The organism is Chryseobacterium aquifrigidense, from assembly GCF_006716485.1.
GTDB lineage: Bacteria > Bacteroidota > Bacteroidia > Flavobacteriales > Weeksellaceae > Chryseobacterium > Chryseobacterium vietnamense.
Genome location: NZ_VFPD01000003.1, coordinates 301,082 through 314,616 on the forward strand (window position 1 = coordinate 301,082; position 13,535 = coordinate 314,616).

Below are 13,535 nucleotides of genomic sequence, written 5' to 3' on the forward strand. Positions count from 1 at the left end.
GCCTTATTTTTAATATTCTTCAAGTTTTATTTTACTCGCTTCCTTGAAACGAATTGAATTGATGTGGTTGGCATAAAGTTCGGTTATTTTTTCATCTGAATGCCCGAATATTTCTGATATAGTTTTAAGATCCATACCAGCTTTTAATTTATCGTTGGCTCCTTTATGTTTGAATGAATAACATTTGACATTTATTCCTAAGCCATCAATGATATATTCTTTCCACTTTCTTGTGGCGGTGTCTCTTTTTATTGAGTATGGATTCGGGCAAAAATATTCGTTTTTGAAAAATCGACATCCGTAAGGCTTTGGTCTGCCAATTAAATAGTAATTCTTATTGCTTAGATCCATCTTTTTCAACATTGACAATACCGGTTCGAAAATTGGAACATATCTGTATGAATTATCTTTTGAATCTTCAGATGCGATTCTGATAATTTTGTGCTCAATATTTATATCACCACATTTAAGCAATAGTATTTCCTTTGGTCTTATCCCTAAATAATATTCAATGCTATAGAACACATAATAATTATAATCTGTATTATATAAATGTTTAGATATTTTTTTATGCTCTTTATCCGTGGCTAGTATGTATCCCTCTGTTTTAATTTCTTTTTTTGGTTTAATATCACGTACAATATTGAATTTCATCAATTCCCATTCTACAAGCTCAGAAAATATAGATTGAATATAGCCCATGTTTTTATTGTACTCTTTTCCGGACCAGCCTCTTTCTTTCTGAATATTATCCATTACAGATTTTACATGAAATCTCTCAAGTTCATGTATTTTAATATTGGAGAATTTAAGCTTAACTACAGAGTCCTTAAAAAATCTTACAGCGCATTCATAATTTCCATGAGATCCTTTTTTGAGATCAGATTTTTTCTTTTCTAAGCCCATGTCTAAGGCGTCACAAACTTTTACTACTTCAGTTTTCTTCTTTAGAGTAGGGTTTAATTCAATCCCCGATTTTAATTTTAATTCAAGAGTTTTCTTGAGGATTTCCGCGGCAAACATACGCTCACTGTAATCATCTGATGAATTAAGACCCTTCGAAATTTTTTTGATTATTTTTTGTGTCTCTGTATTGTAAACATAGACATACCAACGGTAATTCATATCCGTTGATGAAGAGATTCGGACTTCTAAATTTTTCATTTCACAAATATTTTGATTTGTGAACACTTGAGGGAGTATGAGAAAAATTTACTTATTTTTACTAAAAGTGTTATCTACAGTTTGTAAAATACTGATAAATAACACTTTATGAAAATTGCAGAGAGGAAGGGATTCGAACCCTCGATACAGTTACCCGTATACTACCTTTCCAGGGTAGCTCCTTCAACCACTCGGACACCTCTCTTTTTGAGATTGCAAAAATAGTGTATTTTCTGGAATATCCAAATTATTCTTACAAATTAATCTGTAATTTCTCCACAAAGACTTCTGGTGAAGTTATCGGCAAAGCTTCCGGAGTAACTTGGATTATCAATTAAGTGCATGGCTTTGGTAATCGCAGTTTCTGCAGTCATGTCTCTTCCGCTGATCGCTCCGATTCTGGAGAAAATATTACTGTTTTCATACTTTCCAAATGAGATACCTCCTGAAATACACTGGCTTACCACCACAATTTCGGTCCCGTTATCTCTGATTTCCTGAAGCGTTTCCTGAGTTTTTGCACTGCTGAAAATGGTCCCGGAACCAAAAACCTGAAGAATAAGAACCTTCATTTTAGGGATTTCCCTGAAGTGGCTCAGATGCATTCCCGGAAAAATTCTCCAGAATAAAATATCTTCGGAAATATGTTCATCCACGTGAAACTCTACTGTCGGATCACAACGGAACAGGTTATCTTTAATAATATTCAAATGAACTCCGGACTGTCCGAGAATAGGGTAATTCGGACTTGAATAGGCATCAAAATACTCAGCAGAATATTTCAACGTTCTGTTTCCTCTTAATAATTTATATTCAAAGTAAATGGCCACCTCCTGAATGACTGCTTCATCATTTTCATAAAGGCTGGCGTAATAAAGGCTGGTCAGAAGATTTTCCTTGGCATCCGTTCTCAGATCACCAATCGGAAGCTGAGAGCCCGTCATAATGACAGGTTTTCTTAATCCTTTTAGCATGAAACTTAATGCTGATGCGGTATAAGACATCGTATCCGTTCCGTGAAGGATCAGGAAACCATCGTAGTCATCGTAATTTTTGTGAATATAATTAGCGATAACCCTCCATTCCTCAGGTCCCATATCCGAAGAATCCAGTGGTTTGGCAAAAGGATGAACAAAGACTTCGCATTCCATAAGCCTCATTTCAGGCATCTTTTCGAATATATTTCCAAAATCAAAGGCACGGAGACTTCCGGTTTCGTAATCTTTTTCCATTCCGATGGTTCCACCGGTATAGATGAGCAGGACTTTTCGCTTCATGTACTAATTTTAATTAAGAATTGGAGCCCGATTAGGGTTCATAGGTCAAAATTACGTTAATTTGCAAAGATTTGAAAATGAATGAAACGCTTATCGTAAAATTTTATGAAAATATGATGAGAAGAGCGGCGTTTTATAGGGCTATTGAAAAAATAACTAAATGCGGATGAAAGACTTAACGCAAACTTTTGAATATTTAAAACAGTTTTTAACCGAAGAAAGACTCCAGAAAATTGAACATTTTTCCCGGGAAAGTTCAGATTTTGTACTTCCGGTAGTAGAAGATATCTACCAGTTTAGAAATGCTGCTGCCATTGTACGTTCTGTGGAAGCCTGTGGTTTCCATAAAGTAGTGGCTTTGCAGGAAGAATACAGTTTTGAACCTAATCTTCGTGTAACAAAAGGAGCAGATACCTGGGTTGAGGTAGAAAAACTTCCCCGAAATATGGAATCTTTCCGGAATATTAAAGACCGGGGATATAAAATAGTGGTTGTTTCACTGGAAAAGAACGCTAAAATGTTACCTGAGTATGAAATAACAGAGCCCATTGCTTTGGTTTTCGGAACTGAAATGGAGGGCGTTTCCCAGGAGATTTTAGATTTTGCCGATGAGACACTGGCTATTCCCATGTATGGTTTTACCAGAAGTTTCAACGTTTCTGTAGCCGCATCCATTTGTATGTATGAACTGAAACAAAAGCTGATAAAGTCTGGGATTGATTATAAACTGAATGAAGAAAAACTTTTAAGGATGCAAATCCTTTGGGCAGTAAATTCAATAAGAAGCGGGCAGCAGATTTTTGAAAAATACCTGAAAGAAAATAATATTGACTGGAAATAAGATTCAGAAATAAAAAGAGAAGATTCAATGTCTTCTCTTTTTGGTTTTTATATCATATTATAATAATTCCAGGCTGCTACAAAAACACCAGCTGTTTCTGTTCTGAGCCTTTGATTTCCCAGTGATACTGCTCTCACTTTATTTTCTGCCAGAAAAGCAATCTCCTTTTCAGAAAAATCACCTTCAGGGCCTATTAAAAAGGTAAGTTGCTGCAGTTGTGGAATGTTTTTAAGATCAATTCTTTCCAGATTCTCATGACAATGCGCTACAAAAGTATGTTCCGGATCAATATTTTTCAGAAAATCACTTAGTTTTACAGCATCGTTGATCACCGGAAAATGAAATCTCAGGCTTTGTTTAGATGCTGCAACAGCTTGTTTCCTGATTTTATCGATGTTGATGTTTTTGCGCTCTGTTTTCTCAGTAACAATAATGCTTATTTCCGAGATCCCCATTTCCACTGCTTTTTCCACAAAAAACTCGATTCTGTCAATATTCTTGGTAGGAGCAATCGCGATATGAAGCTTAGGGTTGAATTCCGGCAGATTTTCTTTGATCTCAGAAACTTCAATTCCGGCTTTCTTGCCTTCTATAACAAGTTTTCCGGATGCCAGTTTTCCACTTCCATCCGTCACATGAATATTTTCTCCATCTCTCATGCGAAGAACTTTCACGATATGCTGCTGTTCCTCGTCATTGATGATAACTTTCCGATCTGTTATTTCTCCGTAAAATAGTTTCATATATCCTGGCTTATAAATGCAACTCCTGTTTTGATGGTGGTGTAGATGTCCGTATCGCACTCCCTGTAAGAACACATGTATATTTCTTCTATCCAGATATTATTAATGAAAATCAGATTTAAATATTCCTGTTTTCTCAAATTATTTTTAATAGATAAATAATCCCCTTCCTTTGGCGTGTAGGGAAAACTAAAAAGATGTTCAGAATTAATTAGTTTTAAAACTTCATCTTTGATATCCTGAATATATCCTGTCTCAGAACTTGATGGAAAATAATCTAAAGAAACCTCTGAATTATCATTTTTTCCTGTAATAGTCTCCAGTATCCAGTAATATTTCGAATTCTTTTTAGAATGAGTTCCCAGTACTTTTTCTTCTAAGAGTATTTTCATAAATCGTATTTTGCCGTTGCGGAAGTTCTTAAATCGGTAAATTCTCCACGCTCAAACTTCAGTTTTGCTACCATGGCAATCATGGCTGCATTGTCTGTCGTATATTCAAATTTGGGAATATAAATACTCCAGCCCAGTCTTTCTTTGTTGTCTTCCATTGCTTTTCGCAGCGCAGAATTGGCAGATACACCTCCAGCAATCGCCACCTGATTTACATGGAGATCTTTGGCAGCTTTTTCAAGCTTATTCATCAGGATTTCAATAATTGATTTCTGTACGGAAGCACAAAGGTCATTAAGATTTTCCTTAATAAAATCCGGGTTTTTTCTGACTTCTTTCTGAATGAAATACAATACGGAAGTTTTAATGCCGCTGAAAGAATAATCGTAGTTTTCCAGCTTCGGTTTGTTGAATGTAAAAGTATCAGGATTTCCTTCTTTGGCAAGCCTGTCAATGATTGGTCCGGCCGGGTAATCAAGGTCAAAAATCTTTCCGATTTTATCAAAAGCTTCTCCTGCGGCATCATCAATAGTTTTGCCGATGATTTCCATATCAAAATAGTCTTTCACCAATACAATCATGGTATGTCCACCGCTTACGGTAAGGCATAAAAACGGAAAAGTAGGCGGCACAGGATTTGCATCTTCGATGAAATGGGCCAGAATGTGGGCTTGAAGGTGATTTACTTCTATTAAAGGTACATTCAGGCTCATAGCCAAAGACTTAGCAAATGATGTTCCTACAAGAAGAGATCCTAAAAGTCCCGGTCCGCGAGTAAATCCTATAGCAGAGATAGCATTTTGTTGTATATTTGCTTTAGAAAAAGATTTTTCAACAACGGGGATAATATTTTGCTGATGGGCTCGTGAAGCCAATTCAGGGACAACGCCGCCATATTCTTTGTGGATGGCCTGGTTCGCGGCAATGTTTGAAAGAATAGAATTTCCCTTGATGATAGCTGCTGAGGTGTCGTCACAGGACGATTCAATACCTAAAATTATAGAGTCGCTCATAATAATGGCAAAGTTAGAGAATAATAACGAGAATGAGAATAAAAAATCAGTAGCTGAAAACCTAGGGGATCAGGTACAGAAAACTGTTGAAAATGTAGAGGGAAAAGTACGGGAAACAGTGAAAGAAGCGTCTGAGCTTGCTTCGGATGCCATACACCATCCTGTGGAAACCGCTGAAGAGTTTGGGAAACAGGCTGTAAAGGACGTTACCAGCTACACATGGTGGGCAAAACTTCTCTTGATTCTCTTTTGGCTGGGAATTTTCCTGGTGGGTGGAGTGCTTGTTGCCATCAATCTTCCAGTAACCAAAAGATGGGCAGCTGATCAGGCTCTAAAACTTGTTAATAATGATTTTAAATCTGATTTTTCTACAGAAAGTGTAGATGTCAATTACTTCGGTGATGTGACAATAAAAGGTTTAAAAGTAAAAGACTATAAAGGATTTAATTTTATTACAGCCCGCGAGTTTCGTGCCGATTCAGACTGGATTTCTCTGGCAGTAAATGCCATCTCGGGAAGCAGCAATTCTCTAAGCTTTAATTCACTGGCTCTTGTGAATGCCGATGTAAAGGTGATTACTTATAAAGGGGACAGTATATCCAATTTTGTCAGATTTGTAGACCTCTTTGACAATGGGAAGAAAAGAGACCCTAAGAAACCTCCTTTTCAACTAAATTCCAGAATTCAGATCATTGATTCTAAAGTTTCCATTGTTAATGAAAACTCTCCCGGAGAACAGGGAAAATGGCTTACCGCAACAAAATTCAACTTAAAAGCACCTAACGTAAAAGTCAACGGACCAAATGTTTCGGCGTTGATCAATAATATGTCATTTGTAACTTCAAGGTGGGGGAAATCTCACTTTGTGGATACGTTTTCAACAGAACTGTCTCTAACGAAGCAGTTTTTGTCATTAAAAGACCTTACCCTGAATACAGACCATACTTTACTTCAGGGAGATATCAAATTTAATCTTCATGACGGATCCTGGGCAGATTTTGCAGACAAAGTACGTTGGGACATGAATATTCAGCAGGGAAGTCAGCTAAGCGGATATGATATCAGTTATTTTGTAACCAACTGGGATAATATCAAACCTTTCAATCTCTCTGGGGTTATGACTGGTCCGTTGAACAAATTTCATCTTGAAAATTTTCTGATCAGAAACCCTGATGTGAATATTGCCACCAAAACAATGAAGGTTAATAATTTACTGAAAGGGAATTTTGCTATTGAAACGAAAGATCTTTCCGCAGATTTTACCTACAAAGATTTAAAAGCGATGATGCCTTCTTTCATCTCTAAAAAGATGAAGAACTTTGCAGATGATTTTGGAAAACTGAAGTACAATGGAACGGCAAAAGTGAATCCGGATCAGATCTATGTGGATAATGGTAACTTAATGACAGGAATCGGCCAAGCGAAAATTTCCAAACTTACCCTCACAGGCTACAGTACTGCAATGCCAAAATATTCCGGTTATCTGGATGTGAAAGACCTTAATACCTCTGTCATTACAAAGAATAAAGCAGTAGGTTTAATTTCCGGTAAATTTGACCTTAACGGACAAAGCTTTGATGTTAATACCATGCGTCTGACTACAAAATCACAGATTACAAGCGTTGAGATTATGGATAAAACAATCAATAATCTTTATCTGGACGGTTTATTGGATCATAAAAAATATAACGGACTCATCACTGTTAATGATGAACAGGCAAAAGCTACAGTCAAAGGATTGATCGATTTCAGTACTTCAAGAATCGCTATGGATGTGAATGCTGATGTCACTTATCTGAACATGAATTATTTCACCAATAAACCCGGTACTCAGGTAGTAAGTGGGCAGGTTGAGGGTAAAATGGCCATGTCTTCTATTAATGATCTTACTTTGGATGTGAATGCCAATAACCTTCACTTTGCTACAGCTACCCAAAAATACAATATTCCGAATGCCAGGTTAAAAACATTTGTTGAAGCGGGCGGCCGTGTGATTGATGTAGATGCTCCGGGAGCTGCTACCGGTAAAATTTCAGGAAAATACAATCTTGCAGATCTTGCCGGGATGGTTGAAAATGGAGTAGGGAAAATATTGGTAGGTCCACCTCCGAGAAAATTGTACCGCGGACAGAACTTTGCGTTGAAGTTCGATGTTCAGCAAGGATTAGTCAATTATTTCTTACCCGAATTGAGATTGCCACAAGGAGCTCTTGTAGAAGGTGAATATGATGGGAACTCAAACAATCTGATTCTGAATCTCGATGCGGCATCTTTAAAATATATTATGACCAAGGAGGAAGAAATTACAGACGCTGATCAGGCGCTGGCATCCTCCAATCCTGATTATAAAATTAATGACCGTAAGAATCTCAGCAGAGACAGTGCGATGGTGGATAGTGTTAAAATTAGAATTAACACTGGTGACCTTAACCAGCAGTTGTATGCGAAGATTAACAGAGTCATTTATAATAAAAATGTGATCAAAGATTTTGAGCTTAAAGGGAATAATGAAAATGGAAATACACTTCATTTGGCCACTGTATTTAAGCATGGAAGTCCTGATGATGAGATCAATGAAAAGCTTAAAGAATATGCCATCAATGTAGATCAGTCTACGGATGCTGCGGGTGATTATGTATTCAGGTTTGAACCTACCGAGGTAAAATTCAATGAAGTTACCTGGGCGATCGATACAAGTCCTGAACTGAATCACTCTATTACCTACAGAAAGAAAACCGGAGATTTTGATATCAGGAATCTGAGGGTGTATTCTGATAAAAGTGCTCTGTTTATTAAAGAAGCACAGTTTAAATCAGCAAAAGACTTTTATGTAGACGCGGATATCAATGATTTTGCCGTAGAAAAACTTCTGGAAATGCAGTCCGGAGGAAATACCATGGATATTAAGGGTCTTGCGAACGGAAGTGTGAAGATCAAAATGGATAAAAGTACACTTCAGCCGCTGGTAGATCTTAACATTGATGATATTAAGATGAATGGCAATGATATGGGAGATATCTCTATTTCTGCCACCAACGGTTTCTCACTGAATGTGTATGATATTGATGTAAAAGTTCACTCTGCCGGAGTACTTGGAAACAACAGCCTTAATCTGACTGGAACCGTTAATAATAATACCTCTTCGCCGATTATTGATCTTACAGCAGAAATGCGTGATTTTGATCTGGCATTTACGCAGCAGTTTGTGCAGACTATTTTTGGAAATCTTCGTGGAAAAGCTACCGGAGATCTTAAAATCAACGGAAAGCTCAGCAATCTGGATTATAGCGGGGATATCGCTTTAAAAGATTTTGGATTAAAACTTTTATTTACCGGGGTGGATTATGCATTTGATGATACTGTGATTCAGCTCACCAAAGGGCTTGCCATCCTCAATAATATTGAAGTACACGACGGGAGAACCAATTCCAAAGGGAATATCTCCGGGGCGATTCAGTTTGAAACCCTTTCTTCAATGGGGGTATCTCTCGTAATGAGAGCAGACAACCTGTTGATGCTGAATACCACACAGAAAGATTTTGACCTGTTCTGGGGAAGAGTTTATGGACAGGGAGATCTGTACGTAGACGGACCTGTTTCAGGATTAAGCATAACAACGCCTAATATGAAGGCACTTAACGGAAGTACCTTTACCTTTAATTCCAGCTCCACTTCCAATGTGGAAGAATTTAAAATGCTGAGGTTCCTGAAAGAAGGAAAAGACGGGCTGATTACCCTGGAAGAAAAGAAAAAGACAGGAGCCAATATGAACATTGACTTCAATCTGGCTGTAGATAAAGGAACTACTGTAAATGTACTGGTAGGGGATGATGTAGGTAATATTACGGTAAAAGGATCAGCTGATCCGTTGAGATTCCATATGAACAGACAGGGGAATATTGCCATGAGCGGTACCTATAAAGTAGATAACGGAACATTCGTTTCTAAGGCTATTCTTAATAAAACCTTCCAGATTGAAAGAAACAGCAGTATCAGATGGGATGGAGATGCCATGAAGCCTATGCTGGATATTAATGCCAACTACATCAGAATGGTATCCAATGCGGGGGAATACCTTAGTATGGGGAAACTACAGCCTATCAGTATTTTGCTGCAGGCCCATATTACCCAGTCGTTGGTAGACCCGCAGATTGATCTTAATGTGACGGCAATGGATGTATCCAGCCAGGTAAGAGAAACCCTAGCTGCTAAAATGAGCCAGGAAGGAGAGAAAGTGCTCCAGTTCGGATCTGTATTGCTGTTGAGCACCTTCAACGTATCCAATACTGGTGGATTCGATGTAAATGTAGGAAATGTAGCGGAATCATCAGGATATAATATGCTTCTGAAGCAGTTGGGATCCGTTCTTAATACAATGAGCAATGAATTCCAGATTGACCTTAATTATGTGAAAGGAGATCAGAACTCGAATTTTGGAGACAGAGCCAATGCGGGAGTGAGTGTAGCCCTTTCCCCAAGAGTCAATATCAAGACCGGTTTGGGTATTCCGTTATCAAAAACAGATGGTGCACAAAACAATTACCTTTCCACGGAAGGTTCTGTAGAATATGACTTGTCTAAAAAGAATGACGGTTCATTGGTTATACGTGCTTATTCCAAGCCTACAAACATCGGAATGGTGAGTACAAACGGTTCTGCAAATCAAGCCTATGGCGGAGGGGTAGTGTGGAGTAAAAGCTTCAATTCTTTGTTTAAAAAGAAGAAAAAAGACAAAAAAACTTCAGACGCGAAAGGTGAAATAAAAACAGATTCTATAAAATCAAATGGTAAATAATTAGAATATTTTAATGATTTTTATCATCTGTGTTAATTATTGTTAATATTTGATATATATTTTTTAGTTAAATTATTTTTCGTAAATTTGCAAAAAATACATAGATTTTTTAAAGAAATTGTAATTTAACTAATATGAACTATCAACTGGACGAAATAGACAAGAAAATTCTTGATTTCTTAGTAGAAAACACAAGAATGCCTTTTACTGAAATTGCAAAGCAGATGGATGTTTCTGCTGGAACAATTCACGTAAGAGTGAAAAAGATGGAAGATGCAGGTATTATTTTGGGATCATCTCTTAACATCGATTATGGTAAGCTGGATTATCACTTTACAGCTTTCATAGGTATCCTTTTGACAAAATCCAACCGTACTCAGGAAGTATTGAAAGAATTGTCAACAATTCCTAACGTAATCGAGGCTAGCGTTATTTCCGGAAAATATAATATTTTCTGTAAAGTAAGAGCGAAGAATACTGATGATGCTAAAAGAATTATTTACCAGATCGACGACATTCAGGATGTAATGAGAACTGAAAGTATGATCTCTATGGAGGAATTCTTAAGTGACAAAAACAGACTGATCAACGCAATCTCTGTGTAAGTCAAATTTTAAACGAATAATTATAAAAGAACTTATGAAATCTCTCATAAGTTCTTTATTTTTGTAGGTATGGAAGAATACAGCTATTTTGACGAAGACCCAAAGAAAGGATGGGGATTTATACTGGCATTTGCAGCCTTGATGTTGTTTACTGTAATGGGACTTGGTATCGATGTGGATGAATATCTGCAGCATGAATACCTTCAGATTCCAAGGTGGTACTTCTATGTGATTTTTTCTATTGATGTACTGATGATGATAGGGCTGGTGCTGATGTTCTTTTACAGAAAAGCAGGAATTTTTATGTTTCCGGCTTTACTGGTGCTGCATTTCTTTATGCACAACTACTACCTGTCTACATTTTTGTATACAGATGTTACCAATCTTTTCCTGTTTACAGGCTTCGGAATGCTTGCCATTATCCCGAAATGGAAGTTTTTTAAATAAAACGTAATCAAATACAATAAGATAACAAACCGCTTTTAAATTCAATTTAAAAGCGGTTTTCAATTAAAACAAGAACAATGAAAAAAATTATCTCAGTTCCAGGGAATTAAAAATTTCTTGTTTTAAAGGATTTTTTGACCAGTCTTCCCACACTGCTGTGTATGGATTATAACCACATTTTAGCGGTTTTGACCTATTGATACCTTTTATGTCTTTTAGGGCATTTTCAGTGTATGCCCTGCAGTCTGTGCAGACATAACGGAACTCACAGTCTTTGCAAATTTCAATTTGGTCTTTGGTAAGGTTCCAGTATTTTTTGAAATCAGGTTGATTAACTGCATCTTCAAGACTGTGTTTATGGATGTTTCCAAAGCTTTCACTCATAAGCGGACAGTTTTTGATGTCACCGTTTCTGTCAATGCCTATCTTTTTATACAGGCAGGAGTTGTGGTTAACGGCTTCGATCACCTTAGTAATATTGGTGTTGAAATACCTCAGTTCCACTTTTCCACACGCCGATATCTTCAGGTCATCTTTTACAAAGTGTAATGAGAATCGATATTCATCTTTAGCTTTGAACGGAGGTTTGGGACTATTATAAAAAATGAGACTGTATATTCTGACCGTATTTTGTTGAAGAGCCTGTATAAAAGAAAGGTTGACTTCCTGATGAAACGGAGAGAAAATTTCTATTCCTGATATCACAGAGGTTTTAAAAATTTCATCAATTTCTATACAATCTTTTAACGGTAAAGGTTTCAAGCTGTATATCACCAAATGCCTAATCCCAAGATTTTCTATTGACGGATAGATCTTCTTTATAATCCCGATATCTTCCATTTCGATAAAGAGATTAGTGATAGCACTTGGTTCGTGATATTCATAAGAAAGAGGGGGAAAGTTCCTATCCCAATCACTCTCGGTAATAAAACCATATTCCTTTTCCAACAGAAGATTGATGTAGTTCTGAACAATTTCTTTAGATTCTTCATCATAACTTGTCATCATGGCTTCAATAGAATTGGTTTTCAGTTCTACTATAATCTCGTATAGCTCCAGCGGATACAGTTCCGATACATTTCTCTGTAGATCCGAAATGAGAACTCTGCTGGCTCCTTTGGTGATGAGGATTGCTGAGAATAGATTGAAGTATTTCATAACTATGTGAAGTTTGACAAATGAGCTGAAATTATAAATGTCATTTTTTCTTTGAATTATTCTTTAAAAATTCTTTTGTTATTTTTCTCCTAATTTTAAGACTTTGTAGGCCGATAAGTTTTCTATTGTAATTAATATTCACAGTATCTTCTATAATTTCTTCATCAGTACTTTTTACACCATATACAGGCTTTAAATGATTAACCTGAACATGTCTTTCTATCATTTCTACATAATCCCTTGGTGGTAGATCACCGGATTTTACATAGTCTAATAGTTTGGTTTTGAAATACTCATAGTCTTCTATTTGTGCCATATGATTTAAATAAATCAACATTGGCATAAAAACACCATCATCTGTTTCAAGTCCTATTTTTTGCATTGATGGGTAGCCATAGTTTGCTAATGTCCACTTTAGTAATGAAGCATTTTTTCTAAAATTATTTAGTGATTGTTGACCAGTTATTGAATCCTTAACCTGATCTCTGATAAATGCAATTCTAAAAGAATCAATAAGTTGCTTGTTTAACGAATTTTTCCATTCTATTACCTTCTGTTCTACTGCAATACTATCAATACCATATTTTTTATATAGTTTAAAAAAATCTGTATCTTCTCGTTTGAACCTCCAATATGGAGCAACTAAGCGTATAAGTTTATTTAGACTTTTTTTTCCTCCAAAATTTTTATTGTATTTATCTGAAAACTTAATATAGTTTTCGTATTCTTCCATTCTTTCATCATTTCGTGGCTCAAAATTTAGGAATACTCTTTTAAATTTTTTTATAGCAGTAAGAGTATCATTTTTCATTCTGTAGATACTGTCAATTGAATTTATCTTATTATAATATAAAATATAACTTCGATTTTTGCAGGCACAAAGAAATAGAAAAAGAATAGGGAAAACTATATACATTAAATTAATATTCTTATTTTGAGTTTTTATATTAAAATATCTCATAATAATCTTACAAGAGGTTTTGTAGGTTTCATTGTCATCAAATAATCGGTTTGATATTGTATAGCAATAACATAATTAATCTTATGGCTATCTTGAATTTCAGCTGAAGCATCTCTGAAATTTTCTATATACTTTAGAG

General features: G+C 36.1%; 11 protein-coding genes and 1 tRNA gene. 4 read left to right on the forward strand and 8 right to left on the reverse strand.

From position 1 onward, the window contains the following. Window positions 1–9: 9 nt before the first annotated feature. The 3 genes from FB551_RS20120 to FB551_RS20130 all read right to left on the reverse strand — a co-directional run bounded on the left by FB551_RS20120 (window position 10) and on the right by FB551_RS20130 (window position 2,441). Window positions 10–1,164, reverse strand: coding sequence for a tyrosine-type recombinase/integrase (locus FB551_RS20120; protein ID WP_142018713.1), 1,155 nt, complete (start codon window positions 1,162–1,164; stop codon window positions 10–12). A gap of 118 nt (window positions 1,165–1,282) precedes the next feature. After that, a tRNA-Ser gene (locus FB551_RS20125) sits at window positions 1,283–1,369 on the reverse strand. Between the two features lie 55 nt (window positions 1,370–1,424). Next, a complete protein-coding gene (locus tag FB551_RS20130; RefSeq protein ID WP_142018714.1) occupies window positions 1,425–2,441 on the reverse strand; it encodes an asparaginase in 1,017 nt (338 codons plus the stop codon). A 160-nt stretch (window positions 2,442–2,601) separates the two neighbouring features. On the opposite strand from FB551_RS20130, the gene FB551_RS20135 reads away from it, so the two are divergent. Next, window positions 2,602–3,282, forward strand: a complete 681-nt coding sequence (locus tag FB551_RS20135) for a TrmH family RNA methyltransferase (protein ID WP_142018715.1) — start codon at window positions 2,602–2,604, stop codon at window positions 3,280–3,282. 47 nt (window positions 3,283–3,329) lie between these two features. On the opposite strand, the gene FB551_RS20140 is transcribed toward FB551_RS20135, so the two are convergent. From FB551_RS20140 to tsaD, 3 genes are read right to left on the reverse strand one after another with little or no spacing between them, the layout of a single operon-like run. Further along, complete coding sequence (locus FB551_RS20140) at window positions 3,330–4,025, reverse strand: RsmE family RNA methyltransferase (RefSeq protein WP_142018716.1); 696 nt, start codon at window positions 4,023–4,025, stop codon at window positions 3,330–3,332. Next, entirely contained in the window at window positions 4,022–4,417 is a 396-nt protein-coding gene (locus tag FB551_RS20145; protein WP_047428021.1) for a hypothetical protein, read from the reverse strand. Before FB551_RS20145 ends, FB551_RS20140 begins: the two co-directional genes overlap by 4 nt. Then, window positions 4,414–5,430: a tRNA (adenosine(37)-N6)-threonylcarbamoyltransferase complex transferase subunit TsaD gene (gene tsaD / locus FB551_RS20150; RefSeq protein ID WP_142018717.1), complete on the reverse strand. Its 1,017-nt coding sequence runs from the start codon at window positions 5,428–5,430 to the stop codon at window positions 4,414–4,416. The genes FB551_RS20145 and tsaD overlap by 4 nt, the downstream gene beginning before the upstream one ends. A gap of 4 nt (window positions 5,431–5,434) precedes the next feature. Here tsaD and FB551_RS20155 point away from each other — a divergent pair, with 4 nt between their 5' ends. The 3 genes from FB551_RS20155 (at window position 5,435) to FB551_RS20165 (ending at window position 11,277) form a co-directional block, all read left to right on the forward strand. Further along, window positions 5,435–10,225 carry a translocation/assembly module TamB domain-containing protein gene (locus FB551_RS20155; RefSeq protein WP_142018718.1) on the forward strand — a complete coding sequence of 1,597 codons (4,791 nt, stop codon included), beginning with the start codon at window positions 5,435–5,437 and terminating at the stop codon, window positions 10,223–10,225. A 134-nt stretch (window positions 10,226–10,359) separates the two neighbouring features. Further along, the gene (locus tag FB551_RS20160; RefSeq protein WP_002984446.1) at window positions 10,360–10,830 is read left to right on the forward strand and encodes an Lrp/AsnC family transcriptional regulator; all 471 of its coding nucleotides are present in this window, start codon (window positions 10,360–10,362) and stop codon (window positions 10,828–10,830) included. Between the two features lie 69 nt (window positions 10,831–10,899). Then, window positions 10,900–11,277 (forward strand): hypothetical protein, encoded by a 378-nt coding sequence (locus FB551_RS20165; protein ID WP_047428015.1) that lies wholly within the window; start codon window positions 10,900–10,902, stop codon window positions 11,275–11,277. A gap of 87 nt (window positions 11,278–11,364) precedes the next feature. Here the strand turns inward: FB551_RS20165 and gwsS are convergent, their stop codons facing one another. Next, complete coding sequence (gene gwsS / locus FB551_RS20170; protein WP_142018719.1) at window positions 11,365–12,435, reverse strand: grasp-with-spasm system SPASM domain peptide maturase; 1,071 nt, start codon at window positions 12,433–12,435, stop codon at window positions 11,365–11,367. A gap of 40 nt (window positions 12,436–12,475) precedes the next feature. Then, a complete protein-coding gene (locus FB551_RS20175) occupies window positions 12,476–13,246 on the reverse strand; it encodes a hypothetical protein (RefSeq protein WP_142018720.1) in 771 nt (256 codons plus the stop codon). Between the last annotated feature and the right edge of the window lie 289 nt (window positions 13,247–13,535).